The organism is Serratia sp. TSA_7, from assembly GCF_052692135.1.
In genome coordinates this window covers 1,277,603-1,303,224 of sequence record NZ_JBQZFU010000001.1, presented here as the reverse complement: position 1 = coordinate 1,303,224, position 25,622 = coordinate 1,277,603, and the positions used below count along the sequence as shown (strand labels likewise).

The following is a 25,622-nucleotide window of genomic DNA, read 5'->3' as shown; positions in this document are numbered from 1 at the left end:
GCGGGAGTAATGTGAAATATGTCGCATAATAATCCCTTCAGGCTGTCGGAATGTTGCGCATGGAATAGCTTTCCCTCCGTGGCTCTGCGCTGCCGGTTAACCCCGTTTTTGCCGGAGTGTCGCCCCAGTGGCCGATGTTCGGCGCATCCAGGTGCGAGTTTCAGGAGCATAAAATGCTACGCCGGCCATGATGGAAAAACCGTCGCCGCCATTTCTTCAATAATTTGCTATACCTGATAGGCGAGGGATTTCATTTTTCTGTCATGTAACTGACATGTTAGGGTCATAGCGCTGGCTTAAGTTTGCAGCGACTAAGCCAGGAGATAACGCGATGTTTAGCTTGGATTCTCTGTTGCAAGATGCATTTCCACACCGCAATACCCCTGCCTGGCAGCGTAGCCTGCTCAGAACTTTACTCTTCGAAAAAGAATTCAAACAGTTTGCCGCCGATTATCCGCACCTTAAGGGCCTGGATTTGATCGAGCAAGTGGTCGATTACTTCAACCTCAGCTGTGAGCTGGTGGATGGCGATCTGGAAAATATTCCAAGCCAGGGGCCGGTGGTGCTGGTTGCGAATCATCCCATCGGCTCGCTGGACGGTCTGGTGTTGCTGCGTGCGGTCGCGGCGGTGCGTCCGGATGTGAAGGTGGTCGCCAGCCAACTGCTGACCTATATTGAACCGCTGCGCAGCCTGTTCGTGCCGGTGGACAACGTGGGTTATAAAACCAGCCGCAAGCAAATTGAAGGCATGCAGGCGCAACTCGATAAACAGGGTGCGCTGATCTTGTTCCCCGCCGGCGAAGTGTCGCGCATGAGTCCGAAAGGCATTCGCGACGGCCACTGGCATACCGGTTTCTTACGCCTGGCGGCCAAGGCGCGGGCGCCTATTGTGCCGATCCACATCAGCGCGCGTAACAGCAACCTGTTTTACTTCACCTCGCTGGTCTACCGCCCGTTATCCACCTTGTTGCTGGTGCGTGAAATGTTCCAGCAGCAGGGCGGCCGTATCAAAATCCGCGTTGGCGGCCGCATTCCGTTCGCCAACTGGCACGATGGCCACACCAGCGCCAAAGATTTGGCCGAACGCTTCCGTCGTCACGTTTATCGTTTGGGCCAGGGCAAGGAAGGGTTGTTCGCCAGCGAATCGGCCATCGCCCTGCCTGAAGATCGGCTTGAGCTGAAGAAGGCGTTGGCAAATTGCGAACAACTTGGCGTAACGCCGGACGGCAAAATCATTTACCTGTACCGCCGCCAGGATGAGGCTCGTACGCCTATCCTGCGTGAACTAGGTCGCCTGCGCGAGATCGCTTTCCGTGCGGTGGGCGAAGGTTCCGGCCGTCGGCGCGATCTGGACAGCTACGACGACGACTATTATCACCTGGTGTTATGGGATGCGGACGAACTGGAAATTGTCGGCGCCTACCGTTTTATTCCCACCGCCGAGCAGTTGGAGCGCAAGGGCCTGGAAAGCATATACAGCAACAGCCTGTTCCATTATGACCGCGATATGGCACCGATCCTGGCGCAGGGCATCGAACTGGGCCGCAGCTTTATCCAACCGGCCTACTGGGGCAAACGTGGGCTGGATTACCTGTGGCTGGGCATTGGCGCCTACCTGGCAAAATACCCGCAGTATCGCTATCTGTTTGGTCCGGTCTCCATATCCGGCGGCATGCCGGTGGCGGCGCGTGACCTGTTGATCGCTTTCTACCGGCTGTATTTCTCACCGGGAAGCGCGTTGGCGCAGTCACGCCAGCCTTATCCGGCTTCGCTGCCGCAGGTCTTGGCGCAATTTGCCGGCGATAATTATCAAGAAGATCTGGTGCGGCTGAAAAGCCTGCTGAGCAACATCGGCTGCTCGATCCCGACCTTGTATAAACAATATACCGAGCTGTGTGAGCCGGGCGGGGTGCAGTTTATTGATTTTGGCACCGATCCGGCGTTCAACAACTGCATCGACGGATTGGTGTTGGTTGATCTCACCCGGCTAAAACCGTCGCGCTTCCAACGTTATATTGCGGTTCATCAGCCGCAGGAAGCCTGCATAGAGTGATCGGCCACGCAATCATGCGTTTTTGATCTAAGCCCCGGCTTGGGGCCAGCGGTGGGATAGCGCTAGGATGAGGGTTTATCCCACCCCGGAGTTTTGCATGCCACAGTCCTTTGTTCCGCAATTGTTATCCGCCGATGAGCCTCCCGCCGTTGCGGTTGAAACGCCCAAGGGCACCGCCCCCTTTTTATTGCTGTGCGATCACGCCGGCCAGGCGATACCGCAACGCTTGGGCGATCTGGGGCTGCCGCCCGGTGAAATCGATCGTCATATCGGTTGGGATATTGGCGCGTTGGAGGTTTCGCGTCACCTTAGCCGCCATCTGGATGCCACGCTGATTCATCAGCGTTACTCACGTTTGGTGATCGACTGCAACCGGGCTCCGGGCATCGCCAGCTCGATCCCGCATCTGTCGGAGCTGACGCCTATTCCCGGCAATATCGGCATTGATGCCGAGCACGCGCTGGCCCGCGAGCGGGAAATTTTCCTGCCGTATCACCACCGTATCGACGATACGCTGGGCGAGCGGCAGCTGCGCGAGAAACCCACCGCCATTATCGCGATGCACAGTTTTACGCCGGTGTTCAAAGGCCATTCCCGCCCCTGGCAGGTTGGTCTGTTGTTTAACCGCCAACCGGCGTTTGCCCACCTGCTGGCAGAGCTGCTGCGGGAGGAGGGGGATTTGCTGGTGGGAGTCAACGAACCTTATGCGATGACCGACGCGACGGATTACACCCTGCCGGTGCATGCGGAACGACGCGGGTTACCTTACGTTGGCATCGAGATCCGCCAGGATCTGATCGCCGATGAACCTGGCCAGCGGGCCTGGGCAAAACGCTTCGCAAGGCTGCTCCCACAGGCCTGGCATCGCTGGCAAATTTGACTTTAGGAATATTCCCAGTGATGATAACTGTAAGGAATATGTAATCGCCATTGGGAAGAGTCAGGAGAGACGTGTGGAGCACAATGATAACGGATTGTTTATCAAACGGGAGCGTTTTGAGGTTCTGGCGATATTGCGTGACATTTGTAAACAACGCACTCCGCTGCGGGTCGTTAACCAGCAGCAGCAGTTTCAGAGTTTATTATTGAGCGTAGGGCCCGACAATATCGTTTTCAGCGGCGACGATGCGGATACACGGGCGGATGGCGAATTTACCATCGTGATTGAAAGCAATGATGCGAAGATCGAATTTGCCGTTGGCCAACCAGAATTTACCGACCATCTGGGCGTTCAAGCCTGTTCAACCCGCCTGCCAAAGGAGCTGGTTTATATCCAGCGCCGCCGTCAATTCCGTGTCACCACGCCACACTGGCGTCAGTTTCTCTGCAGCGGAGAATATGCCGACGGCACCTCGTACCAATTAAGGATCCACGATCTCTCTGCCGGCGGTGTGGGCTTGCGCTTCGATGGCCCGCTGCCGGACAAACTTCAACCGGGCCTCCAGTTCAAAAAGGCGCTGTTGGATCTTGGCAGTTACGGCAGTTTCAAGGTCAATATGGAACTGATGGTGATCAACGAAGATCAGGAGTTGGATGACAATGACAAACCGGTGCATTTCTCGCGTTTGTCGTGCCGCTTTATCAATCTCGGCCTGGCAATGGAAAGAAAAATCCAGAGCGCGGTGTTTGCGTTTGAATTAGATTTCAATAAAAAAAAGAAACGCTGAATCAGACGAACAGGGGCAGCGGGCTGCCCCTCGATGGATCTGTCCTATCTCAAGGCGCGCAGGCTGCCAATCTCTTCCCAACCGAAATGCTCCGCTTCCGCCAACACGTCACACACCTCGCCGCCGGCGGTAACTATGGCGTCGTTGAGGCTTCTGCCGTGCAGCAAATGGCTGACCAGCAGCGCGGTAAACATGTCACCGGTGCCTTTCACCTTTGATTTGATTTTAGGGTGAGTATAGCTTTGCACCTGATTATGGCTGACCAGCAATAACCCTAACTCATCGTCGTTTTCCGCTATGCCCGGTGCGCTGGTCACCAACACCCACTCGGTCGTGTCATTTAACAGCGCCTGCGCAGCGTGTTGCGTCTGTTCCCGCGTAGCCAGGCCATGCCCGCAAAGTTGCTCCAGTTCAAACCCATTGGGCGTCAGGCCGTTGGCAAGGCTCAGGAACGGCGAGCGATAACAACTGACGATACGCGGGTCCACGTACACGCCTTCACCGTAATCGCCCATCACCGGATCGATATAGATTTTTATCTGCGGATTGATCGCGCGAACCCGTTGCAACCACGCGTTCAGAATATGACATTGGGCGACATCACCCAGATAGCCGACGATCACCGCCCGCGTGCGTTTCATCACACCGCGAGCGATCAAATCCTCCAGAAAACCGCTAAACCATTCGGCGGAAATCACGCCGCCGCTGGGGGCGCCGTAATAGGGCGGGCAGCCGAACAGCACGCTGGGCACCTGCAGCGCTTCCAGCCCCTTTTTCAGCAGGGTGCGATAGGCGATACCGTTGCCGACGCTGCCATACACGACCTGCGATTGAATGCTGATCACATCAATCAGCGGCGATTGCAATTGAGAAGCTTGTTGCATCTAACGCGTCCTTTGTTCGTTTTTATCCAGCCACCGCGCAAATACCTGGCGGGCGCGCTGTTCCAGTTCTGCGCCATGGCGTGCGGCCTGGTCGCGCAATTGCTGCGGGTCGATGCCGGCTAACTCCAGCTCACAGGCGTGGCCAACCAACCAGCGTTCAATATCGCGATGATCGGCTTCCAGGTGGAACTGCAACCCAAGCGCGAAATCCTGATATTCAAACGCCTGATAACGGCAAGCCTCGGTGCTGGCCATGCAGGTTGCCCCCTCCGGGAGGGTAAACATATCCCCGTGCCAGTGCAGCACCGGCGTTGCCGCCAGCGGCGCCAGTACGGAGTCTTCATTTTCCGCCAGCGTCAGCGGCGCGTAACCGATCTCTTTCACGCCCAGCGACACTACAGCGGCGCCCAAAGCCTGAGCCATCACCTGCGCGCCCAGGCAAATGCCGATCGTGGGCTGACGTAGCTGTAACCGTTGGGTGACCAGCGCCAGCTCGTCGTTAAGAAACGGATACTGCTGCTGTCCGGCAAAATGCTGCGCGGCGCTGATCGGCCCGCCGAGCACTACCAGCAAATCGGTATCTTCATTGTTGATGGCGCGGATATCGTCACGGCCTGCATCGTAATAATCAATCTGATAGCCACGCAGTGAAAGCAATGATCCCAGAATACCGAGGTTTTCAAAATTTACATGCCTGATAGCGACAACTTTTTTCATTGCTCTACCTCACTCGGGTGGTGATAAGGCGCCAGTTCCAACGCATCGCCGAGCACGGTAATACCGCTTGCGCCGCTCTGATAAACAATCCGGCGCTCTTTGACCTGGCTGATGTGCAATTGGTAGCCCTGCTCGGTGGGAAACAGGGCCATGGCCTGTTGCAGTTGATCGGCAGCCCAGGGCGTGAACATCTGCATGCGGGCGAAGGCTTTGCCGGCGTGCTGAATGTCGAGTACGTAATGTTTTTCCATTTTGACCTCTTAACTTTTGCGTTCGAAACGGGTAAGCTATTTTGAACTAATACAAAAAGGTTTTATGTATGAGTTCATTGTATGCAAAAGGCGGCAGCGCTGTCCAGATTGCTGAACAGATCGGCACGCAGATAAAACGGGGCGATTTGCAACCGGGTGACCTGTTGCCGCCGGTGCGCCAGTTGGCCGGGGAACTGGGGGTGAACCCTAATACGGTCGCCAGTGCGTACGGCAAGCTGCGGGATGCCGGTTTGGTGGCCACCCGCGGCCGCGCCGGTACCCAGGTGCTTGACCAGCCGTTAAGGGCGGTGCGCAGCGTACGCCAGGTGCCTGAAGGCATGCGCGATTTAGCCAGTGGCAATCTGGATGCGACGCTGTTACCGGCGCTGTCGCTGGGTAAGGATGACGTCTTCCCGCAGCAAAATGGCTATGACGTCAGCGGCGATTTACCGGCATTGTGCACGCTGGGCCGCGAGTGGCTCACCGAACAAGGTGCCGCGTTGGGCGAACCGGCGGTGTTTTCCGGCGCGCTGGACGCCATTGAAAAGGCGCTGCGCTGCCATGCGGCACCGGGGGCTGCGGTATGGGTGGAAGATCCTTGTTGGCCGCCGCTGCTGACGTTGTTACGGCACCTTCGCCTGAAACCGCTGCCGCTGGCGGTCGATGATCAAGGGTGCCAACTGCCGGAGAAGGATGCCGCAACCTTGGGTTGCGCGGTGATCCTTACGCCGCGCGCGCAGAACCCGACCGGTATGTCGCTCACCGCCGCCCGCGCCAAGGATTGGCGCGAGTTCCTGGCGCAACAGCCCGATTGCCTGGCGATCGTCGATGATTTCTGGGGGCCGCTGTCGCAACAACCACTGCATTTGCCCTGCAGTGCCGACAACGGCCTGTATGTGCTGTCGTTGAGCAAGTTCCTCAGCCCGGACCTGCGCATTGCGTTGGCCTGTGGCAAACCGTCGCTATTGCAGGCGATGCGTGCCGATCAATACATCCGTGAGCGTTGGGTCAGCCATATCTTGCAGCAGATTGCCGTCAAATTATGGACGCAGGTGCAGGGCGATGGCTTGCTGTTACGGGCACAAGAAACTTATCAGGCGCGGCGCGATGCGCTGGCAGCGCGAATGGGCGCACTGACCGGCACGTCATTGCCGCCGGGGGAAGGGGTGCATATCTGGTTGCCGGTGCGCTCAGAAGCCGCCGCCAGCCAAATCATGGCGCAGCGCGGCTGGTTGGTGCAAAGCGGTGAGCCGTTCCGACTGAAAAGTGGCCCGGCTGTCCGTATCAGCCTGGCCAACCTGCTGGAGGAAGAACGGGAGAGGTTGGCGCAGGATTTGGCGGTGGCGATGGTCGCCGGCACCTCGGTTAACTGAATGCGAGGCATTAAATCGGTATGGCCAATGGTCAATGCCGATTTAACGCTTATGGCCCCGTTCCCCGATCAAGCCAACGCCAGACTCTCCTGCGCCAGCAGCTGCAAAGAGGCCAGGCGGGCGGTGGGTTGGCTAACCGGCGTATCAATGACAAACTCCTCCACGCCATATTGCTGGTGCAGTTGGTCCAACTGCCGGCGTACCTGCTGCGCAGTGCCGAGCAGAATATGGCTTTCGCGCGGCTCGATGCGGTAATCGGTCGCGCCGGCCTGCTGAACAAAACTCTCCGCCTGCTCCAGGCTGCCAACGGTCACGCTCTGCCCGCCGGCCACGTGCACGCGGTATTGCTGGATCCCAGCCGCCAACTCTTTGGCCTGCGCAGCCGTGTCTGCGACGATCGCCGCTACCGCCAGCAGGGCTTTGCGGCCACCGCTTTGCGCGGAGTAGTGCGCCAGCGCCCGCTGAATATCGTCTGGATTGCCATTGAGCTGTGCGGCATAAACAAACGCCCAGCCGTGTTCGGCGGCAAGTTGGGCACTTTCGCTACTGGCACCCAGCAGAAAGCGTTGGGCGGATTGCTCAGGTTGGGGGGTGGCGCTCAGACCAGGTTGTGCATCGTCATTCAGATAAGCATTGAGCTGGGCCAACTGCTGCGGGAAATCCGGTTTATGCTGCTGGTCATGCGCGGCCTGCAACGCCTGGGTAGAAAGCGGCAGCCCGCCGGGGGCTTTCCCCACGCCCAGATCGACCCGGCCCGGTGCAAGCGTCGCCAGCAGGTTGAAGTTTTCCGCAACCTTATAAGCGCTGTAGTGTTGCAGCATTACGCCGCCGGAACCGATGCGAATGCGTGAGGTTTGCCCAAGCAAATAGGCGATCAACACCTCGGGTGAAGGGCAGGCGAGCTGCGGGGTATTGTGATGCTCCGCCAACCAGAAACGGCGGTAACCCCAGATTTCCGCCTGCTGCGCCAGATGCAGCGTACGCGCCAGCGCCTGGGCGGCGCTTTCTCCTTCGGCAATCGGACTTTTATCCAACACGCTCAAGGCATAAGCCATTTTCCTGCTCCTTTATCATCAATTATTTATGACAAATACCATGCAGGGCGCCAAGGGCGTAATACTGATTGTGGATAGGATATTCCATTGATAAAAAACGGATTTAGTTATGCGCAGGGCGGTTAAAGGCGAACTGCGCAAGCGCTCAGGACTCCAGCCAGGTTTTCAGGCGCAGCGCATCGTCATAATGGCCGTAGCGCTGTTGGGAACCCAGCAGGATGATCACTACCGGCTGCCCTTTTATCAGGGTTCTCATCACCAGACAGTGGCCGGCCTCGTTGGTATAGCCGGTTTTTTGCAGTTGAATGTTCCAGTTGCGGTTATTGATCAGGCCGTTGGAACTGCGGTACACCAGTTGGCCACGGCCGGGGTAAACGACATGCTGCCTATCGGTACTGAAACGGCGAATGGTTTGATAGCGATAAGCGTGATTGACCATTTTAAGCAGATCGTTGGCGCTGGCGACATTGCGCGGCGTCAGCCCGGTAGGGTCATAGAAACGGGCGTGTTTCATGCCGATGCTGCGCGCCTTCCTGTTCATTTTCGCCACAAACGCCTTGCGGCCGCCGGGGTAATTACGGCTTAGGGCGGCTGCCGCGCGGTTCTCGGATGACATCAGCGCAATGTGCAACATATCGCGGCGGCTGAGTGACGACCCCAGGGTCAGCCGCGAGTGGGTTTTCTTCAATAAATCGCGATCGGCGGCGGTCACCCTCATTTTATTGCCCAGTGGACGGCGGCTGTCCAGCGCCACCATAGCGGTCATCAGCTTGGTCAGCGAAGCGATGGGCAGCACGCGATTAGCCTGTTTCTGGAACAGCGTTTTGCCGGTACGCTGATTGACGACCAACACGGCTTTTGAATGCAATACCAGCGGCGCCGCGGCCTGTGCAGGAGCGATAACAAACAGCAGGCTGAGCGCGATAACGGCGCGAAAACGCCGAACGGAAAAAGGGATAACACAATTCAAGAATGACATGACAAGCGAGGCTCTTACTCTAAGCGACTAAAAAATATCGGTAAGAGTCTGCACAGCAAATGTGGAGAAAATAGGGTGAAGGCGATGAATATGCAGGCAAAAGGCCAGAGTATCCATCATGGTGTCAGACAGGGGGATGGCAACCCATCCCCCGATTGAAAATCAATACACTTCAGGGACTACCATGTCGTCAGGCACCGGATGGCGGTTATAGTCCGGGCTGCGCTTGCGCGGCGGCAGGGTGATCACGTTGCCTTCGGTCTCTTCGTAAGGCAACTGCTGGAGCAGGTGGCTGATGCAGTTCAGCCGCGCCTTTTTCTTGTCGACGCCCTGAACTACCCACCAGGGGGCTTCCGGAATGTTAGTGCGCGCTAACATGACTTCTTTGGCCTCGGTGTAGTCTTCCCAGCGGCGACGGCTCTCCAAGTCCATCGGGCTGAGCTTCCACTGTTTCAGCGGATCGTGAATGCGGCTGAGGAAGCGCAGTTCCTGCTCGTCATCGGTGATCGAGAACCAGTATTTGATGATTTTGATGCCGCTGCGCGTCAGCATTTTCTCAAATTCCGGCACGCTGCGGAAAAATTCTTCGTATTCCTCGTCATTGCAAAACCCCATCACTTTTTCCACCCCGGCGCGGTTATACCAGCTACGGTCGAACAGCACGATTTCACCCGCCGCCGGCAGGTGGGCGATGTAGCGCTGGAAATACCACTGGGTGCGCTCGCGGTCGTTCGGTGCTGGCAACGCCGCCACGCGGCAGGTGCGCGGGTTCAGGCGTTGGGTGATGCGTTTGATCACCCCGCCTTTGCCGGCGGCGTCGCGGCCTTCAAACAAGATCACCACGCGGTGGCCGGTGCGCATTACCCAGTCTTGCAGTTTCACCAGTTCGCCTTGCAGGCGCAGCAGCTCGCGGAAATACTGTTTGCGCCAGGCTTTTTTCTGATCGCTGTCCACTTCGGTGTCGTCAAACCGCAGGTCATCGAGCTCCATTTCCAGCTCCTCGTCATAGCTGTCATAAAACTCCTGCAGCAGGCGCTGGTTGAAGGTGTCGTCGCGGTTAAATTCATGCATAGCCATAATTGATTCTCCGTGTTAACCCGGTTTTAGAAATGAGTGAAAACCCAGTACAGCCCGGCGGAAAGCAGTATCGAGGCCGGCAGCGTCAGAACCCAGGCCATCAGCAGGTTGCGCAGGGTCGACATTTGCAGGCCGGAGCGGTTGGCCGCCATGGTGCCGGCGATGCCGGAGGACAGCACGTGGGTGGTCGAAACCGGCAGGCCGAAGGCGTCCGCCGCACCTATGGTGGTCATCGCCACCAGCTCGGCGCTGGCGCCCTGGGCGTAGGTGAGGTGGCTTTTACCGATCTTCTCACCGACGGTAACCACGATGCGCCGCCAGCCGACCATGGTGCCAAGGCCGAGGGCAATCGCCACTACCACCTTGACCCAGAACGGGATAAAGCGGGTGGCGCTGTCCAGATCGCCTTTCAACGCATCCAGATTGCGCTGCGAGTCGGCGGAAAACTGAAGCTGTTTTTCCGCTTTCAGGTGCTTGATGGCTTCCGATGCCAGATACATATCGTTACGGGTGTTGGACACCGCCTGCGCCGGGATCTTGTCGACGGAACCGTACTGGCGGACTTGATCGCCGATGGCGCCGGTCAGCTGCGCCAGCGCGGGCACTACGTCCGGCGTCAGCTCATTGGTACGCACATAGCCGGTAAGCACCTCGCGCGGCGGCACCTGGCTGACCGCCGGGAATTGGCGCAGCAGATCGTTTTTGGTGACTTCCGCCAGTGCCGCCACGCGCGGGATTTGCTCCGGCGACATTGAGCGGTTCAGGGCATAGGCGATCGGCATGGTGCCGACCAGGATCAGCATGATCAGGCCCATGCCTTTTTGCCCGTCGTTGGAGCCGTGGGCGAAGGAGACGCCGGTACAGGTGAGGATCAGCAAACCCCGGATCCACAGCGGTGGCGGCGCATCATTTTTGGGTGCGGTGTACAGCTGGCGGTTTTTAACGAACACTTTCAACGCCAGCAGCAACAGGGCGGCAAACACAAAACCGATCACCGGTGAAAGCAGCAACGCATAACCCACTTTAATCGCCTGTCCCCAGTCCACGCCGCTGGTGCCGGTGCGCCCGTGGATCAGGGCGTTAGCCACGCCCACGCCGATGATGGAACCAATCAGCGTATGCGACGAGGAGGCCGGCAGCCCGAGCCACCAGGTGCCCAGGTTCCAGATAATCGCCGAGAACAGCAGGGCGTAAACCATGGCAAAGCCGTTACCGGTGCCGGCTTGCAGAATCAATTCAACCGGCAGCAGCGAAATGATGCCGAACGCCACCACGCCGCTGGAGAGCAAAACGCCGAGGAAGTTGAAAAATCCCGACCAGACCACCGCCACCATCGGCGACAGGGAATGGGTGTAAATAACGGTGGCTACCGCATTGGCGGTGTCGTGAAAACCGTTAACGAATTCAAAGCCCAGCGCAATCAGCAGCGCTAACCCCAATAAAAGAAAAGGGAGATAGCTGGTATATACTGCACCAGCGTCGGTCACGTCGTTAAATAGATTTACTCCGGCAAAAGCGATCCCCAGTACTAATAAAAAAACAAAAAAAAGAACAGTGAGTCGACTGTTCTTTTGGTAGATCTTTGGCAGGTTGGATGCAGAGGGCACACCCGCTTGAACGGCGCTGTTATCGCTCATAAAGGACCTTCCCGATAAACTTCATTAGAATACTGACGGTGTTGAACGGCGTTGCCAGGAAAGTATTGGGAATTAATGTGACTTTTTTATGACGGTAATATTAATCATCTGGAAAAGTGAAAATAATTAACGTTGGTATTTAAAGATTGATATAAAGGCTGAGTCTGGTTTATTGATTAATGCGGTTATTCGGGATAAAGATTTATGGTTCAGACGGTTGCGGATAAAATGCACAAACTCGATTTTGATGATGAAGTGACCGGGCTGATTTACGGCCACGTGTTCCGCACGGGAGAAGCGCCGCTGCGGGTTTCTTCGCAGCAGGCCTGCCAGGCTTACCAGGCTCTGTCGCCGGGCGAAGGGTTTATCTGGTTGCACCTCAATCTGAACCATGCGGCGGCAGAGAAATGGATGAAAAATCACTTCGCGATTTCCGATTTTTTCTTCGACGAAATCCGTCACGGCTCCCACACCACGCGCATTGAACGGCAAGGGGATGACCTGTTTGCGGTGCTCAACGACGTGATTTTCCATCCCAAAGAAAATAACCCGGAAATCGCCACGCTGTGGCTGTATTGCCGCAGCGGGCTGGTGGTTACCGTGCGGCACAAGCCGCTGCGGTTGATCGAACGGCTGCTGGGGCGTCTGGGGCCATTGCAACTGGCGTCGTCCACCGAGCTGTTGGCGCACTTGCTGGAAGAACAGGAAGATGTACTGGAGCAGGTGGTGCGACAGGCCAACCAGTATGTCGACACCATTGAAGATCGCCTGCTGAGCAATCATGTGAAACGCAACCGCACCGAACTGGGGCGCATGCGCCGCATGTTGCTGCGCTTTCAGCGCCTGCTGGCGCCGGAACCCGCCGCACTGTTTCGCCTGCTGAACCGGCCACCGGCCTGGTTAAGCCGGGACGTGGTGCAGGATCTGCGGCAGTTCACTGAAGAGTTCACCGTGGTGCTGAACGATCTGGCCAGCCTGACCGAGCGCATTCGCCTGCTGCAAGAGGAGATTGGCGCCAAGCAGATGGAGCAGAACAACCGTACGCTGTACACCCTGACGGTGATCACCGTGCTGGCGCTGCCGATTAACATCGTCGCTGGTTTCTTCGGCATGAACGTGGGAGGGATCCCGCTGGCCAGCAATCACCACGGTTTTATTCTGCTGGTGTTGCTGGTCGGCGGTTTTACGCTGATCACCGGCTATCTGGCGTTCAGACGCCGGGATGAAAGCTGATTACAGTCTTGCCCGGTACTCTTCTTCCAGCTTGGCGTGGGTGCTCCAGAACGGGCGTGGCTGGCGATCGTGCAGGCGATCGAGCAGGATATCCAGATGGGTGTGCCATCCGCCGGCCACGCTGAGCATGTCGTCACGGTTGGCCAGGCGGCGGTGAGTGACCGTCAGCAACACCGCGTTGTCCTGTTCGGTCAGCTCAAAGGTCACTTCGGAAGGGCGGTTCTGATCCTTTTCCTCCCAGGTAAAGCTCAGTAGCCGCGGCGGGAAAAGGCAGGTGATATGGCCGAGGTGTTTGCCGTTGCAGTCGCTTTGTTTGTATTTGGCGGGGGCCTGCTCGTGTTCGCCCGTCAGATCGGAATTGCGAAATACCAACTCCACCACAGCGCCTTTTTCCAGCGTCATTTCGCCGGCGGCCAGCCAGGTGGCGCGCTTGTCGGATTCCGTCAGGTAGGCCCAGACCCGCTCGATCGGGCCGGGCAGCAGCCGCTGAATGCGCAGCGTGCCGGTTTCAATAATCATACCGTAGTCGTTCATGGTTCACTCCTTGGGAGGATACTGTTCGGGCTGCCGCAGCGCTATTTCCAGCGCGTCCAGCCGTTCTGTCCAGAAATGCTCGTAGGTTTGCAGCCATTGCATGGCCTGTGCCATTGGCCCGGGTTCAAGCCGGCAGATATGGTTTCTTCCCTGCACGGTTCGCTGCACCAGGCCTGCAAGCTCCAGTGCTTTGATATGCTTGGAGGCGCCGGCAAACGACATCTGCAACGGCGCGGCCAGTTCACCAATGCTGTGCTCGCCGTCGGCCAGCGCACGCAAAATAGCGCGGCGCGTCGGGTCGGAAAGCGCGTGGAAAATGGCGTCCAGCTGTGAGGAAGATAATTTAACCATATGGTTGAATATAGAACAGCGCGATGAATATTCAACCAGTTTGTTGAATATTTTTTGCTATTGCCCCGGTCGGCTAACCGGGGCGAGGAGATCAGCTAGCCGTTTGCGCCAACAGCGCGTTGAGCAGCACATTGGCGCCGGCGGTGGCCCCGGCGGGCGAAATATCTTCCAGCTCGTTGTGGCTGATGCCGTCCACGCAGGGAATAAAAATCATCGCCGTGGGCGCTACCCGGCTCAGATAACAGGCATCGTGACCCGCGCCGGAAACCATATCCCGGTGCGAATACCCCAGCGCCTGCGCGGCCTGGCGCACGCTGTCGATACAGCCTTGATCAAAGCGTATCGGCTGATACTGGAAGATGCGTTCGGCGCGAGCGCTCAACGTGCCGGCATCTACCTCCGCGACCGCCGCCAGCAACCGACGTTCCATCTGTTCCAGCACCGCCTCCTGCGGATGGCGGAACTCGACGCTGAAAAACACCTTGCCCGGCACCACATTGCGCGAGTTGGGGGTGATTTGCGCCATGCCTACCGTGGCGCGGGCGTCAGGCATGAAATCCAGGCCGATCTGATTGACCGCCGTGACCATAGCGGCAAAGCCGAGCAGGGCGTCGCGGCGCCGTTCCATCGGCGTGGTGCCCGCATGGGCGCTGAAACCGAGGATCTCCAGCTCGTACCAGCGTTGGCCCTGCGCGCTGGTCACCACGCCAATCTCGACGTTTTCCGCCTCGAGGATCGGGCCTTGCTCGATATGCAGCTCAAAGGCGGCGTGGATGGGTCTGCCGCCGACCGGGTCTTCACCGTCATAGCCGATTTGCTTCAGCGCTTCGCCGATACTGGTGCCCTGCGCATCGCGGCGCGACAGGCCGTATTCTTCATCGAACACACCGGCAAACACGCCGGAGGCGATCATCGCCGGGGCGAAGCGGGCACCTTCCTCGTTAGTCCAGTTAACCACCTCCAGCGCGCGTTCGGTGGCAATCTGACGATCGTTCAGGGTGCGGATCACTTCCAACCCGGCCAGCACGCCATAAATGCCGTCAAAGCGCCCGCCGTTGGGTTGGGAATCGACGTGGGAGCCGGTGACGACCGGTGCCAGTTCAGGGCGGGTTCCTTCGCGGCGCAAAAACATGTTGCCCATGCGATCGACCCGCACGCTGCATCCCGCTTCCAGCGCCCAGGCCTGCAATTGGTCGCGCGCCTGACGATCTTCCTCGCTCAGCGCCAGCCGGGTGACGCCGTCTTTCGGGATGGCGCCGAACTGCGCCATATCGCGCAGGCTTTGCCACAGACGTTCGCCGTTAACCTGTTGGGTCATTTTTTCTCTCCCGACGGTTTTACGGCATAGCGGAAATCGCAGCAGGGCGCGCCGGACATAATGGTTTGGGTGCGTTGCAGCTCGACGTCCGGCGCATAACCGACGATAAACTGGCTGTCGCGGGCGCAGGACAGCAGATGGCCAATCTCGCCCAGGCCCATCTCGTGATACATCTCGGCATAGCGGCAGCGGGTGACGTTATAGTCGAACTGCTGCTCGTCTTGATGGATCACCTTCACTTGCAGCGCATCGTCTTTTTCCCACAGATACTGCAAGGCGGCGAAACTCTGCAAATCGGCGCCATTCGGCTCCTGAGCGGCAAACTGCTTGCCCGCATCGATGGCGGCGTTTTCAATGGCTTCGCCAATCACCGCCTGCGCGCGCTCCTTGCCGATCTCACGCACCAGAATCTGGTAGATCGGCTTGATGATCTCGGCCTCTATACGCCGGCGGGCCAGAATGCCCAATTCGTTTTTTGCACAGCTCATCACCTTGCTCCCCTTGCTTTATTGTTGTGTTTTAGCGCCGCCCAACACGCTCTGCGGCTGCCATTTGCCGTCGACCACCTTGTAGAGGGTGAAGCTTGGCTGTTGCAGGTTGCCCTGCGGATCGAATGCGATGTTGCCGGTGACGCCCTGATAATGAATGGCGCGCAGTTTCGGCAGATAATCGGCCGGATTGGCGGATCCTGCCTGCTCAATGGCGGCAATCAATACCCGGGTGGCGTCATAGGCGAACGGCGCATGCAGTTCGATGTGGGTCTTGTAACGGTCGCGGTAAGCCTGCTCAAAGGCTTTGCCGCCCGGCATCTGCTCCAGCGGCAGTCCCGGTTCCAGCGCCACCACGCCTTCGCCTTCCTTCTGCGCCAGCGTCAGGAAGGTTTGGCTGACGAAGCCGCCGGCACCCATCAGTTGAGTGTTCATGCCCAGCTGTTTGATGCGGCGGGCCAGCGGCGCCGCCTGCGAATCCACGCCACCGAAGAAGATCAGATCGGCATTCTTGCTGCGAACGGTGGTCAGCACCGCGCTGAAATCGACGGTTTTGTCATCGACGTATTCACGGGCTACCGGTTGTATACCCTGCGCCGCCAGCGACTTGATAAACTCGTCCGCCAACCCCTGGCCGAATGCGGTGCGATCGTCGATGACCGCAATGCGTTTGGCTTTCAGCACCTTGACGGCATATTCGCCGGCGTAATTACCGCCGTCGTCATCATGGCCCATCACACGAAAACTGGTATCAAACCCCTGTTGAGTATAGGCATGACCTGTGGCGACCGGTGCCACCTGGGCAATGCCGGCATCGTGATAAATGCGGGCCGCCGGGATGCTGGTGCCGGTATTCCAGTGGCCGACTACGCCGGCGACGCCTTCGTCCACCAGGCGCTGCGCTACTGCAACGGCGGTGCGCGGGTCGGACTGGTCGTCTTCGGAAAGCAGTTTAAAGGTGACAGGTTTGCCGTTCAGCGTCGGCTTCTGGGCGTTGGCGTCGGCGATCGCCAACTGAGCGCCGTTTTCCAGATCCTTGCCGATACGGGCGGAAGGGCCGGTCAGCGGGCCGGCCAGACCGATCAGAATGGTGTCGGCGGCCTGCGCAGGCGCGGCAGCGCCAAGGGTAGCCAGAACGGCGGCGGCCAGGGCCAGCGGCTTAAAGCGAGTTATCTTGTTCATGTAAAACTCCCGGTGCGGTTAAAAGTAAAAACGGTTATTCGCCCAGATAGGCTTGTTTGATTTTTTCATCGTCGAGCATGCCGGCAGACCGGCCGCTGTGGCTCAGGCTGCCGCTGTCCAGCACGTAGGCGCGATCGGTCGATTCCAGCGCCAGCCGGGCATTCTGTTCCACCAGCAATAGCGTGACGCCGTCACTGGCAAGGGTTTTGATCACGTCAAAAATGGCCTCGACCACGATCGGCGCCAGGCCCATTGAGGGTTCATCCAGCACCAGCAGACGTGGCCGGCTGAGCAGCGCACGGCCCATCGCCACCATCTGTTGTTCGCCGCCGGAGAGCAGCCCGGCTTGTTGCCGCAACCGCTCGCGCAGGCGTGGGAAAAGGGTGCACACTCGCTCCAGATCCTGCTGGATCGCCGGTTTATCGCGGCGGGAGTAGGCGCCAAGCTGCAAATTTTCCAGCACCGTCATGCGGGCGAAAATGCCGCGGCCTTCCGGCACCATCACCAGCCCCTGTTGCAGCAACTGATGCGGAGGAACACCGCGGATGGACTGGCCGTCGAACAGGATGTCTCCTTCGAAGGGTTGCAGGCCGGTCAACGCGCGCAGGCTGGAGGTTTTGCCCGCGCCGTTGGCGCCGATCAATGTCACCTGTTCGCCGTGGTTAACCGTAAAATCGATGCCTTTCACGGCATGAATGCCGCCGTAAGATACTTTTAGCCGTTTGACGGACAGTAAGGGTTCAGACATGCGCAGTGCCTCCCAGATAAGCCCGGATCACCGTCGGTTCGCGCCTTACCTGCGCGGGTTCGCCTTCGGCGATGACTTTGCCGTAGTCGAGCACCGTCAGGCGGTCGCACAATCCCATCACCAGCTTGACGTCGTGCTCGATCAGCAGCAGGGTTTTGCCGCTTTCGCGGATGCGTTGCAGCAGCTCGCGCAGCGCCACTTTCTCTGCGGCATTCATGCCGGCGGCCGGTTCATCCAGCGCCAATAACTGCGGGTCGGTAGCCAACGCGCGGGCAATTTCCAGCCGCCGCTGGTGGCCGTAGGAAAGATCGCCGGCGCGGTAATGGGCGAACTGACTGATGCCGACGTACTCCAGCAGCGCGTGAGATTTCTCCCGCGTCGCCTGTTCTTCCTCGCGGGCGCGGCGGTGGCGTGAAATAGCCGCCCACAGGCCGTTGCGGGTGCGCACATGGCAGCCCACCATCACGTTTTCCAGCACGCTCATCTCGTTGAACAGCCGCAGGTTCTGGAAGGTGCGAGCGATGCCTGCCTGTACGACTTTGTCGATCGCCTGCGGTTTGTAGCGACGATCCAACAGATGGAACTCACCGCTATCGGCGCGGTACAGGCCGGTGATCAGATTGAAACAGGTGGTTTTACCGGCGCCGTTCGGCCCGATCAACCCATAGATTTCCCCCCGGCGGATACTCATGCTGACGTCATCCACGGCGGTCAGCCCGCCAAAGCGTTTACTGACATGGTTTAGGGTGAGTAATGGCTTCATGATGCGGCTCCCGATTGATGACGCGCCGGCCACAGGCCCGCAGGGCGATACAACATCACCAGAATCAGCGCCAGGCCGTAGAACAGTTGGCGGATAATTTCCGGATCGATCCACACTTGGCCGAACAGGGCCTGTTGCAGCGGCCCCATGGTGCTGCGCAACAGCTCCGGCAGCGCCGCCAGCAGCAACGCGCCGAGGATCACGCCGGGAATGTGCCCCATACCGCCCAGCACCACCATCGCCAGTACGGCTATCGACTCTTGCAAGGTGAAGGACTCCGGTGAGACAAATCCCTGGAACGCGGCAAACAGCGCGCCGGCGATGCCGCCGAACGTGGCGCCGATGGCGAATGCCAGCAGTTTGAAGTTACGGGTGTTGATGCCCATCGCCCGCGCTGCGTCCTCATCTTCGCGGATGGCGGTCCAGGCGCGACCGACCCGTGAATGTTGCAGGCGCAGGCAGATAAACAGGATCGCCAGCAGCAGGGCGGCGAACAGGTAGTAATACAAATACAGTGAGGAAAAACGGATGCCGAACCACTCATGCATGCCGGAAAACTTCAGGCCGAACAGGCTGACCGGGTCGATGCCGGAAATGCCCTTTGGGCCGTTGGTGATATTGACCGGGCGATCGAGGTTGCGCATCAGAATGCGCACGATTTCGCCGAAACCCAGCGTGACGATCGCCAGATAGTCGCCGCGCAGGCGCAGCGTCGGCGCGCCGAGCAGGATGCCGCACAGCGCCGCCAGCACGGCGGACAGCGGTATCAACAGCAGGATGGACAGATGCAAGCCATCCGGGAACCAGTGCAACAGCAACGGAAACTGTTCGGTCAGGTGTGGCGAGGACAGCAGCGCGGTCAGGTAGGCGCCGACTGCGTAAAAGGCGATAAATCCCATGTCCAGCAGGCCGGTCAGGCCGACGACGATATTCAACCCCAGCGCCAGCATCAGGTACAGCAGCGCGAAGTCGATCACTCGCACCCAATAGTTGCCGCCGGCGGCCCCGGCCAGCCAGGGGGCCAGCAGCAGGCCGAGCATAAACAGCGCGACGCCGAGTCTGGCGCGGCCTGGGGTGGCTGTTTGCAGGGTGGTGGTCAGAACGGTCATTTTATCTCCTCAGGCGCGGGTGGCGACGCGCTCGCCCAGCAGCCCGGATGGGCGTAATACCAGTACCGCAATCAGAATCAGGAAGGCGAAAACGTCCTGATAATTGCTGCCGAAGGTGCCGCCGGTCAGTTCGCCGAGATAACCGGTCCCCAGCGATTCGAATAGCCCCAACAATAGTCCGCCGAGCATGGCGCCGCGCAGGTTGCCAATGCCGCCCAGCACCGCGGCGGTAAAAGCCTTGATGCCCGGCAGGAAGCCCATGGAGAAGCCGGCGTTGCCGTAGTTGCTGGCCATCATGACGCCCGCCACCGCCGCCAGCGCACCGCCGAGGGCGAAGGTCAACAGGATCACCCGGTTGGGATCGATGCCCATCAGACCGGCGACCTGCGGGTTTTCCGCCGTGGCACGCATCGCGCGGCCAAAACGCGAGTGTTCGACCAGCAACAGCAGCCCGGCCATCACCAGTACGGCGACAACCAGCGTGGCGATACCGGTGCCGGTGATCACCGCCGGCGCATGCCCGGCGCTGCCCTGGGTCAAGGCAATGGGGGACATGGGCAGCAGTTGCGGGAACATCAACGGATTGCGCGACCAGATCAGCATCGCCAACGTTTGCAGCAGCAGCGAGACGCCGATACCGCTGATCAACGGCGCCAGGCGCGGGGCATTGCGCAGGCGGCGATAGGCCAGGCGTTCGATGCTCATCGACACCAGCGCGCAGACCGCCATGGCGATCGTCGTCGCCAGCAACAGCACTGTGTACGGCGACAGAGTGGGGAAATGATGCTGCAACACGCCGATAGCCGACAGGGCGCTCAGCGCGCCGACCATCAGCACATCGCCGTGGGCGAAATTGATAATGCGCAGAATGCCGTACACCATGGTGTAACCCAGAGCGATCAGCGCATAAATACTGCCGAGCATCAGTCCGTTGACGGTCTGCTGTACCAGCGTATCCATAGGGAGAGTCCCGAAAATAATGATTCAGGAGGCTCAGAGTAGAGAATTAAAAAAAATTGTAAAATACGGAAAAATAATTTCTTATATAAAAAATGCGTGTTTTTAATTTATTGATTTATTTGTATATTAATTTATCCCCACAACCGATTTTTTGCCAAAATAGTCAATATATGAAAAAAACAGAAGAATATGACGCCCTATTGCCGAACGATCCGCCGCTGCGCGCCGTACGGGCGTTCGAGGCTATCGCCCGCCTGGGCAGCATTACCGCTGCGGCGAAGGAGCTGGCGATATCTCCCTCGGCGGTCAGCCATCAGCTCAAAACGCTGGAGGCTTTTCTGCAAATGCCGCTCACCGAGCGGCAGGGCCGCAACCTGATCCTGCGCAGCGAAGGACGCGAGTATTACCGCTCGATCCGTTCGGCGTTTAACGTGTTGCGCCAGGCGACGGAGCATGTGCGTGAGCAATCGGCCTCCCGGCAGGTGACCATCAGCCTGATCCCGCTGTTCGGCATGGGCTGGTTTATTCCGCGTTTGCACGGCTTTTTGCGCGAAAATCCCGATATCGACATCAACGTGGTGTATGCCAACCACCGTAACTATCTCAGCGACGCCGCAGATATTTCGATTCGCTTTGGCGTGGGGCAATGGACCGGCTATCGCAGCGAAAAACTGATGTCCGGCAAAATGGTGCCGGTGTGCAGCCGCAGTTTTATCAGGCTGCATGGGCTGCTGGATACGCCGGATCAGCTTTCGCCGCTGCCGTTGTTGCACGACGAAGAACGCAATACCTGGATGCAGTGGTTCCAGCAGGCCGGCGTCAGGCGGCCGCTGCGCAGCACCGGGCCGATGTTCGAGGATGGCCTGCTGACGCTGGCGGCGGTGCAGTCGGGGCTGGGCTGCGCCCTGATGCGCGAACCGCTGATCGAGCCCTATCTTAACAGCGGCGAACTGGTTAAGTTGTTTGACCGACCGATTGACGATGGCCGCGATTATTACCTGTGCGTGCGGGTAGACAGCGAGTTGTCGCAAGAGGGGCAGAATCTGCAGCAGTGGTTGCTGCGCGAGGCCGCAGGTCAATAAACAGACACGCGTTAACTGCCTGAATTGGCTATCCTGAATAGAGTGCAATGGGTTAACCGGAGTGTTTGATGACTGCAGAAAACGAGCTGGAACAAACGCCAAAAATGAGTCTGCCGCTGCTGGCCGGTGGCGCGTTGGGCGTGGTGTTCGGCGATATCGGTACCAGCCCGCTGTATACGCTGAAAACCGTGCTTTATCTGTCCGGTGATGCGCCGTCCGCGCCGGTGATCCTCGGTTTGTTGTCATTGATTTTCTGGACGCTGGTGATAGTGACCTCGCTCAAATACGCCATGTTCGCCATGCGGATCGATAACCGCGGCGAGGGCGGTATCATGGCGCTGATGTCGCTGCTGGTCAGCAAGAAGAGCGCCCGACCTATGGTGGTATTTGCCGGCCTGTTCGGTGCGGCGCTGATTTACGGCGACGGCGCGATCACCCCGGCGATTTCAGTGCTTTCGGCGCTGGAGGGGTTAAACATAGTCTTGCCCGAATCCAAACCCTTCATTTTACCGGCGGCGGTAGTGATTCTGGTCAGTCTGTTCGCCATTCAACCGCTGGGCACGGCGCGCATCGGCAAGGTGTTTGGCCCGATTATGGCGCTGTGGTTTTTCTCGATCGCCGCCCTGGGCGTCTGGGGTATCATCCAGCATCCGGCGGTACTGATGGCCATCAACCCAGAGTACGGCGTGGCGTTTTTGTTCTCCAATGGATTAACCAGCTTTCTGGTGTTGGGCGGGGTGTTCCTTTGCGTAACCGGTGCGGAGGCGCTGTATGCCGATATGGGGCACTTTGGCAAAAAACCTATCTGGCTCGCCTGGTTCGGCATCGTGTTCCCCAGTTTGTTGCTGAACTATGCCGGGCAGGCCGCGCTGATCCTCTCCGGCGCCGACGTGACCCAGAATATTTTCTTCCGCCTGTGCCCGCCGATAATGCAAATACCCTTGGTGATCCTGGCTACCCTTGCCACCATCATCGCCAGCCAGGCGATCATCAGCGGGGCCTTTTCCATGACCCGTCAGGCGATCCAGCTTGGCTGGTTGCCGCGCTTGCGTGTGAAGCAAACCACCGAGGAGAGCTACGGCCAAATTTACATCGGTGCCATCAACTGGCTGCTGATGGCGGTGACGGTCTTTCTGACGGTATTCTTCAAATCCTCCGATAACCTTGCCGCCGCTTACGGCATCGCCGTTTCGCTCACCATGATCATGACCAGCGGCTTGCTGTTTGTGGCGATGCGCGAGGTGTGGCGCTGGGGATTCACCGCCAGCCTGCTGGTTGCCGGCGGATTTTTCATCGTCGATCTCAGCTTTTTGGTGGCTAACCTCAGCAAGGTGCTGCAAGGGGGTTATGTGCCGTTGCTGCTGGCCAGCCTGGTTTATGGCGTGATGCTGATCTGGCATCGCGGAGTGCTCGCCGCCTCCCGTACCTTGGGTGAAAAGAGCCTGCCGCTGGCGGATTTCCTGGCGCAGATCGAAGCGCAGGCCATTCCTCGGGTGCCGGGCACGGCAATATTTCTTACTCGTACGCTGAACGGCACGCCGCCGGTGATGAAATGGCACGTCAAACGTAACGGCTCGCTGCATGCCGATGTGTTGGCGCTGAACATCATGATTGTGAACGAACCACGGGTGGCGAATGCCGAGCGGTTGGTTATGCGGCAGCAGTCACCGGGCTTCTGGTGCGGCGTGGCCAGCTACGGTTTTATGGAACGGCCGAACATTCCCCGGCTATTGCACCACGCCGAGGCGCAAAAAACCGGGTTGAATTTTGACGACGCCACCTATTATCTGGGACATGAAACCGTGGTGCGCCGCGAAGAAAACGACAGGTTACCGGCGTGGCAGCGCAGCATCTTTGCGCTGATGGTGCGTAACGGCATGCACGTGACGGATTACTACTATCTCCCCAGCGATCAGGTGGTGGAGATCAGCCGCCGGGTGCCGGTGTGACGGTCTGGCTATAGGTTAAAAGCAACGGTTATTTAGCCGCAGGCATGGCGCAGGCTATAGTGCGGTGGCGCGATGTGCGCGGCTTTGCTCTGAGGGTTTATGTCACTGTTCGATCTTACTGCGCTGGCTGCCGATTTGCCGCAAGCATGGCGTTCCAGCATTCTGGGGCGCGTCGGTTCCGCCAATATCAAAGTGCTGCGAATGGATCAGCGCGCCATTGACGATGAGGTTCACGAATACCATGAGACGCTGCTGGTGATCGAAGGCCAACTGCGATTGGCAGTGCAGGGCGAGGAAATTACGGTGAACGCCGGGCAACTGTATCAGGCCGCAGCCGGCGTGCCGCACCGCGTGTTGGCGGGCAGCCACGGCACGCTGGTAATTGTTGATTTGCCCGAGAATTAATGCCGGTCGCCCAGCGTGGACAACGCCACGTCAACCGCCGCTAACAACCGTTCTTTTGTGACGCCGTCACGCGCTTGTATCGATAAACCGTGCAAAAAGACCGCGAAGTAATCACCGAGGCTGTCGGCGTCGGTATCCGCCGGTAGCTCCCCGTTTTTCACCGCCAGCCGCAGCCGCTCAATAATGCCCTGGGTGCGCAGCAGGCGGTGTTCCGCCAGCCAGGTTTTAATGCCGCTGTTTTCAGCGCTGACGCTGGCGGCGGAAGAGACCACCATGCAGCCCTGTGGCAGATCGGTACGGCTGTAGAGCGTCACCGCGTCTTCCAACAAGCGCTTTATCGCCACTCGCACGCCGGTTTCCTCACTGAACGCCCGCTCGGCAAAACCGCCTTCATGGTTTTCGTAGCTGGCGATGGCTTCGCGGAACAGCAATTCCTTCGAACCGAACGCCTTGTATATGCGTGCAGAAGCGATGCCCAGTTCGGCCACCAGATCCGACATCGAAGTGCCTTCGTATCCCTGGCGCCAGAAGAGATCCCGTGCTTTCAGTAATGCCTGTTCGCGGTCGAACTCGCGTGGTCTGCCTGCCATCGGTCGGCTCCTGTTTGCCTGTCATTCAGTGAGATAGGATCGCTTAAATCGCCCCTGACGCCAACGAATTTCTAAAATCTGCTTGCCGCGGGATTCATTTAAGCCTATTGTTTGTCAATCGACAACCAATAGGAGTTTACGATGAAAACCTTGAAAGGTCCAAGCCTGCATCTTGCCCAATTCAGTGACGATGCCGCCCCCTTTAACAGTCTGTCCGCCATTGCGCAATGGGCTGCGGACACCGGTTTTAAAGCACTGCAAATCCCCGCGTGGGATCGCCGCCTGTTCGATTTGGCTACCGCAGCGGAAAGCCAGACTTACTGCGATGAACTGGTCGGCATGCTGGCAGACAAGGGGTTGGTAGTCAGCGAACTGACCACCCACATTTTTGGTCAGTTGATGGCGGTGCACCCGGCTTATGACGCGTTGTGCGACAGCTTTGCGCCGCCGGCGCTGCACGGCAACCCGCAGGCACGCGGCGAATGGGCGCGGCAACAGCTGCTGTTGGCGGCCAAAGCCTCCGCGCGGCTGGGGCTGAGCGAGATGGGTACCTTTTCCGGCTCGCTGGCGTGGCCCTACCTGTTCCCGTTCCCGCAGCGCCCGGCCGGGTTGATAGAAACGGCGTTCGATGAGTTGGCGAAACGCTGGTTGCCGGTGCTGAATGCCTGCGACGAGCAGGGCGTGAACCTGTGTTATGAAATTCACCCCAGTGAAGACCTGCACGACGGCGTGACCTTTGAAATGTTTCATCAGCGCGTCGGCGGTCACCCGCGCTGCCAGATCCTGTTCGATCCGAGTCACTTCGTGCTGCAACAGCTGAACTACCTGGATTACATCGATATTTATAAAGACTTTATCCGCATGTTCCACGTCAAAGACGCCGAGTTCAACCCGACCGGGCGGCAGGGCATCTATGGCGGTTACCAGTCATGGACCGAACGCGCCGGGCGTTTCCGTTCGCTGGGCGACGGCCAGGTGGATTTCAAAGGCATTTTCTCCCGGCTGACGCAGCACGGCTACGCCGGTTGGGCGACGCTGGAATGGGAATGCTGCCTCAAGCACCCGCAGGATGGCGCCCGCGAAGGGGCGGCTTTTATCCGCGACCATATCATCAACGTCACCGACAAGGTGTTTGACGACTTTGCCGGCGCGCCGGTCGACCAGCAACAGATCAATACTTTGCTCGGCCTGCGCTGAGCCACGCTATTCCACCACGG

At 58.7% G+C, this 25,622-nt stretch carries 26 protein-coding genes; 9 read left to right on the top strand and 17 right to left on the bottom strand.

Translation table 11 applies throughout. The annotated features are described in order from the left end of the window. The first annotated feature begins 331 nt into the window (after positions 1–331). From olsF to ACUTQW_RS06210, 3 genes are all read left to right on the top strand, one after another. Positions 332–2,053 carry an ornithine lipid synthase OlsF gene (gene olsF / locus ACUTQW_RS06220; RefSeq protein WP_004944970.1) on the top strand — a complete coding sequence of 574 codons (1,722 nt, stop codon included), beginning with the start codon at positions 332–334 and terminating at the stop codon, positions 2,051–2,053. Between the two features lie 97 nt (positions 2,054–2,150). Further along, positions 2,151–2,933, top strand: coding sequence for an N-formylglutamate amidohydrolase (locus ACUTQW_RS06215; protein ID WP_004944967.1), 783 nt, complete (start codon positions 2,151–2,153; stop codon positions 2,931–2,933). A gap of 73 nt (positions 2,934–3,006) precedes the next feature. Continuing rightward, positions 3,007–3,720 (top strand): flagellar brake protein, encoded by a 714-nt coding sequence (locus tag ACUTQW_RS06210; RefSeq protein WP_037432983.1) that lies wholly within the window; start codon positions 3,007–3,009, stop codon positions 3,718–3,720. A gap of 44 nt (positions 3,721–3,764) precedes the next feature. Here the strand turns inward: ACUTQW_RS06210 and ACUTQW_RS06205 are convergent, their stop codons facing one another. The 3 genes from ACUTQW_RS06205 to ACUTQW_RS06195 are packed head-to-tail and all read right to left on the bottom strand — an operon-like array spanning position 3,765 to position 5,572. Beyond that, positions 3,765–4,604 carry a PfkB family carbohydrate kinase gene (locus ACUTQW_RS06205; RefSeq protein ID WP_006325612.1) on the bottom strand — a complete coding sequence of 280 codons (840 nt, stop codon included), beginning with the start codon at positions 4,602–4,604 and terminating at the stop codon, positions 3,765–3,767. Further along, positions 4,605–5,321 (bottom strand): glutamine amidotransferase, encoded by a 717-nt coding sequence (locus ACUTQW_RS06200; protein WP_006325611.1) that lies wholly within the window; start codon positions 5,319–5,321, stop codon positions 4,605–4,607. Next, positions 5,318–5,572 carry a hypothetical protein gene (locus ACUTQW_RS06195; protein WP_006325610.1) on the bottom strand — a complete coding sequence of 85 codons (255 nt, stop codon included), beginning with the start codon at positions 5,570–5,572 and terminating at the stop codon, positions 5,318–5,320. Before ACUTQW_RS06195 ends, ACUTQW_RS06200 begins: the two co-directional genes overlap by 4 nt. 68 nt (positions 5,573–5,640) lie before the next feature. Here ACUTQW_RS06195 and ACUTQW_RS06190 point away from each other — a divergent pair, with 68 nt between their 5' ends. Then, positions 5,641–6,945 carry an aminotransferase class I/II-fold pyridoxal phosphate-dependent enzyme gene (locus tag ACUTQW_RS06190; protein WP_006325607.1) on the top strand — a complete coding sequence of 435 codons (1,305 nt, stop codon included), beginning with the start codon at positions 5,641–5,643 and terminating at the stop codon, positions 6,943–6,945. Positions 6,946–7,013: 68 nt separating this feature from the next. On the opposite strand, the gene ACUTQW_RS06185 is transcribed toward ACUTQW_RS06190, so the two are convergent. The 4 genes from ACUTQW_RS06185 to ACUTQW_RS06170 form a co-directional block, all read right to left on the bottom strand. After that, positions 7,014–8,000 (bottom strand): LLM class flavin-dependent oxidoreductase, encoded by a 987-nt coding sequence (locus tag ACUTQW_RS06185; protein WP_004944955.1) that lies wholly within the window; start codon positions 7,998–8,000, stop codon positions 7,014–7,016. A gap of 145 nt (positions 8,001–8,145) precedes the next feature. After that, positions 8,146–8,979, bottom strand: a complete 834-nt coding sequence (gene pbpG / locus ACUTQW_RS06180; RefSeq protein ID WP_006325596.1) for a D-alanyl-D-alanine endopeptidase — start codon at positions 8,977–8,979, stop codon at positions 8,146–8,148. A gap of 162 nt (positions 8,980–9,141) precedes the next feature. Next, a complete protein-coding gene (gene ppk2, locus ACUTQW_RS06175; RefSeq protein ID WP_004944949.1) occupies positions 9,142–10,056 on the bottom strand; it encodes a polyphosphate kinase 2 in 915 nt (304 codons plus the stop codon). Positions 10,057–10,082: 26 nt separating this feature from the next. Next, on the bottom strand, positions 10,083–11,693 hold the full coding sequence (locus ACUTQW_RS06170; protein ID WP_037432979.1) for an inorganic phosphate transporter: 1,611 nt from the start codon (positions 11,691–11,693) through the stop codon (positions 10,083–10,085). A gap of 204 nt (positions 11,694–11,897) precedes the next feature. Between ACUTQW_RS06170 and ACUTQW_RS06165 the strand changes: the two genes are divergently transcribed. After that, positions 11,898–12,926, top strand: coding sequence for a transporter (locus ACUTQW_RS06165; RefSeq protein ID WP_006325592.1), 1,029 nt, complete (start codon positions 11,898–11,900; stop codon positions 12,924–12,926). Here ACUTQW_RS06165 and ACUTQW_RS06160 read toward each other — a convergent pair whose 3' ends face one another. The 9 genes from ACUTQW_RS06160 to ACUTQW_RS06120 form a co-directional block, all read right to left on the bottom strand. Next, the gene (locus ACUTQW_RS06160; RefSeq protein WP_006325591.1) at positions 12,927–13,460 is read right to left on the bottom strand and encodes an SRPBCC family protein; all 534 of its coding nucleotides are present in this window, start codon (positions 13,458–13,460) and stop codon (positions 12,927–12,929) included. Positions 13,461–13,463: 3 nt separating this feature from the next. Beyond that, positions 13,464–13,811, bottom strand: a complete 348-nt coding sequence (locus ACUTQW_RS06155; protein ID WP_004944937.1) for an ArsR/SmtB family transcription factor — start codon at positions 13,809–13,811, stop codon at positions 13,464–13,466. A gap of 91 nt (positions 13,812–13,902) precedes the next feature. Further along, entirely contained in the window at positions 13,903–15,129 is a 1,227-nt protein-coding gene (locus ACUTQW_RS06150) for a Zn-dependent hydrolase (protein ID WP_445654822.1), read from the bottom strand. After that, a complete protein-coding gene (locus tag ACUTQW_RS06145; protein WP_020439122.1) occupies positions 15,126–15,617 on the bottom strand; it encodes an L-2-amino-thiazoline-4-carboxylic acid hydrolase in 492 nt (163 codons plus the stop codon). The genes ACUTQW_RS06150 and ACUTQW_RS06145 overlap by 4 nt, the downstream gene beginning before the upstream one ends. A gap of 18 nt (positions 15,618–15,635) precedes the next feature. Further along, a complete protein-coding gene (locus ACUTQW_RS06140) occupies positions 15,636–16,799 on the bottom strand; it encodes a branched-chain amino acid ABC transporter substrate-binding protein (protein WP_006325586.1) in 1,164 nt (387 codons plus the stop codon). A gap of 34 nt (positions 16,800–16,833) precedes the next feature. Further along, on the bottom strand, positions 16,834–17,547 hold the full coding sequence (locus ACUTQW_RS06135; protein WP_006325585.1) for an ABC transporter ATP-binding protein: 714 nt from the start codon (positions 17,545–17,547) through the stop codon (positions 16,834–16,836). Next, complete coding sequence (locus ACUTQW_RS06130; RefSeq protein ID WP_235196199.1) at positions 17,540–18,310, bottom strand: ABC transporter ATP-binding protein; 771 nt, start codon at positions 18,308–18,310, stop codon at positions 17,540–17,542. Before ACUTQW_RS06130 ends, ACUTQW_RS06135 begins: the two co-directional genes overlap by 8 nt. Then, positions 18,307–19,419, bottom strand: a complete 1,113-nt coding sequence (locus ACUTQW_RS06125; RefSeq protein ID WP_004944924.1) for an ABC transporter permease subunit — start codon at positions 19,417–19,419, stop codon at positions 18,307–18,309. Before ACUTQW_RS06125 ends, ACUTQW_RS06130 begins: the two co-directional genes overlap by 4 nt. Positions 19,420–19,428: 9 nt before the next feature. Next, positions 19,429–20,379, bottom strand: coding sequence for a branched-chain amino acid ABC transporter permease (locus ACUTQW_RS06120; RefSeq protein ID WP_004944921.1), 951 nt, complete (start codon positions 20,377–20,379; stop codon positions 19,429–19,431). 170 nt (positions 20,380–20,549) lie between these two features. Between ACUTQW_RS06120 and ACUTQW_RS06115 the strand changes: the two genes are divergently transcribed. From ACUTQW_RS06115 to ACUTQW_RS06105, 3 genes are all read left to right on the top strand, one after another. Beyond that, the gene (locus ACUTQW_RS06115) at positions 20,550–21,461 is read left to right on the top strand and encodes a LysR substrate-binding domain-containing protein (protein WP_390900713.1); all 912 of its coding nucleotides are present in this window, start codon (positions 20,550–20,552) and stop codon (positions 21,459–21,461) included. 68 nt (positions 21,462–21,529) lie between these two features. Next, on the top strand, positions 21,530–23,410 hold the full coding sequence (locus tag ACUTQW_RS06110) for a potassium transporter Kup (RefSeq protein ID WP_006325579.1): 1,881 nt from the start codon (positions 21,530–21,532) through the stop codon (positions 23,408–23,410). A 99-nt stretch (positions 23,411–23,509) separates the two neighbouring features. Then, positions 23,510–23,815, top strand: a complete 306-nt coding sequence (locus ACUTQW_RS06105) for a cupin domain-containing protein (protein WP_004944912.1) — start codon at positions 23,510–23,512, stop codon at positions 23,813–23,815. Here the strand turns inward: ACUTQW_RS06105 and ACUTQW_RS06100 are convergent. Beyond that, complete coding sequence (locus tag ACUTQW_RS06100; RefSeq protein WP_006325577.1) at positions 23,812–24,405, bottom strand: TetR/AcrR family transcriptional regulator; 594 nt, start codon at positions 24,403–24,405, stop codon at positions 23,812–23,814. The genes ACUTQW_RS06105 and ACUTQW_RS06100 overlap by 4 nt on opposite strands. A gap of 141 nt (positions 24,406–24,546) precedes the next feature. On the opposite strand from ACUTQW_RS06100, the gene ACUTQW_RS06095 reads away from it, so the two are divergent. Then, positions 24,547–25,602: a sugar phosphate isomerase/epimerase family protein gene (locus ACUTQW_RS06095; RefSeq protein ID WP_006325576.1), complete on the top strand. Its 1,056-nt coding sequence runs from the start codon at positions 24,547–24,549 to the stop codon at positions 25,600–25,602. Positions 25,603–25,622: the final 20 nt, after the last annotated feature.

Excerpts from the sequence above, each read along its gene's own strand:
- ACUTQW_RS06155 (WP_004944937.1), bottom strand. The coding sequence starts at position 13,811 with ATGGTTAAATTATCTTCCTCACAGCTGGACGCCATTTTCCACGCGCTT.
- ACUTQW_RS06110 (WP_006325579.1), top strand. The coding sequence starts at position 21,530 with ATGACTGCAGAAAACGAGCTGGAACAAACGCCAAAAATGAGTCTGCCG.
- ACUTQW_RS06135 (WP_006325585.1), bottom strand. The coding sequence starts at position 17,547 with ATGTCTGAACCCTTACTGTCCGTCAAACGGCTAAAAGTATCTTACGGC.
- ACUTQW_RS06130 (WP_235196199.1), bottom strand. The coding sequence starts at position 18,310 with ATGAAGCCATTACTCACCCTAAACCATGTCAGTAAACGCTTTGGCGGG.
- pbpG (WP_006325596.1), bottom strand. The coding sequence starts at position 8,979 with ATGTCATTCTTGAATTGTGTTATCCCTTTTTCCGTTCGGCGTTTTCGC.
- ACUTQW_RS06190 (WP_006325607.1), top strand. The coding sequence starts at position 5,641 with ATGAGTTCATTGTATGCAAAAGGCGGCAGCGCTGTCCAGATTGCTGAA.
- ACUTQW_RS06160 (WP_006325591.1), bottom strand. The coding sequence starts at position 13,460 with ATGAACGACTACGGTATGATTATTGAAACCGGCACGCTGCGCATTCAG.
- ACUTQW_RS06125 (WP_004944924.1), bottom strand. The coding sequence starts at position 19,419 with ATGACCGTTCTGACCACCACCCTGCAAACAGCCACCCCAGGCCGCGCC.
- ACUTQW_RS06100 (WP_006325577.1), bottom strand. The coding sequence starts at position 24,405 with ATGGCAGGCAGACCACGCGAGTTCGACCGCGAACAGGCATTACTGAAA.
- ACUTQW_RS06170 (WP_037432979.1), bottom strand. The coding sequence starts at position 11,693 with ATGAGCGATAACAGCGCCGTTCAAGCGGGTGTGCCCTCTGCATCCAAC.
- ACUTQW_RS06140 (WP_006325586.1), bottom strand. The coding sequence starts at position 16,799 with ATGAACAAGATAACTCGCTTTAAGCCGCTGGCCCTGGCCGCCGCCGTT.
- olsF (WP_004944970.1), top strand. The coding sequence starts at position 332 with ATGTTTAGCTTGGATTCTCTGTTGCAAGATGCATTTCCACACCGCAAT.
- ACUTQW_RS06095 (WP_006325576.1), top strand. The coding sequence starts at position 24,547 with ATGAAAACCTTGAAAGGTCCAAGCCTGCATCTTGCCCAATTCAGTGAC.
- ACUTQW_RS06105 (WP_004944912.1), top strand. The coding sequence starts at position 23,510 with ATGTCACTGTTCGATCTTACTGCGCTGGCTGCCGATTTGCCGCAAGCA.
- ACUTQW_RS06120 (WP_004944921.1), bottom strand. The coding sequence starts at position 20,379 with ATGGATACGCTGGTACAGCAGACCGTCAACGGACTGATGCTCGGCAGT.
- ACUTQW_RS06165 (WP_006325592.1), top strand. The coding sequence starts at position 11,898 with ATGGTTCAGACGGTTGCGGATAAAATGCACAAACTCGATTTTGATGAT.
- ACUTQW_RS06195 (WP_006325610.1), bottom strand. The coding sequence starts at position 5,572 with ATGGAAAAACATTACGTACTCGACATTCAGCACGCCGGCAAAGCCTTC.
- ACUTQW_RS06115 (WP_390900713.1), top strand. The coding sequence starts at position 20,550 with ATGAAAAAAACAGAAGAATATGACGCCCTATTGCCGAACGATCCGCCG.
- ACUTQW_RS06200 (WP_006325611.1), bottom strand. The coding sequence starts at position 5,321 with ATGAAAAAAGTTGTCGCTATCAGGCATGTAAATTTTGAAAACCTCGGT.
- ACUTQW_RS06205 (WP_006325612.1), bottom strand. The coding sequence starts at position 4,604 with ATGCAACAAGCTTCTCAATTGCAATCGCCGCTGATTGATGTGATCAGC.
- ACUTQW_RS06145 (WP_020439122.1), bottom strand. The coding sequence starts at position 15,617 with ATGAGCTGTGCAAAAAACGAATTGGGCATTCTGGCCCGCCGGCGTATA.
- ACUTQW_RS06185 (WP_004944955.1), bottom strand. The coding sequence starts at position 8,000 with ATGGCTTATGCCTTGAGCGTGTTGGATAAAAGTCCGATTGCCGAAGGA.
- ACUTQW_RS06150 (WP_445654822.1), bottom strand. The coding sequence starts at position 15,129 with ATGACCCAACAGGTTAACGGCGAACGTCTGTGGCAAAGCCTGCGCGAT.
- ACUTQW_RS06215 (WP_004944967.1), top strand. The coding sequence starts at position 2,151 with ATGCCACAGTCCTTTGTTCCGCAATTGTTATCCGCCGATGAGCCTCCC.
- ppk2 (WP_004944949.1), bottom strand. The coding sequence starts at position 10,056 with ATGGCTATGCATGAATTTAACCGCGACGACACCTTCAACCAGCGCCTG.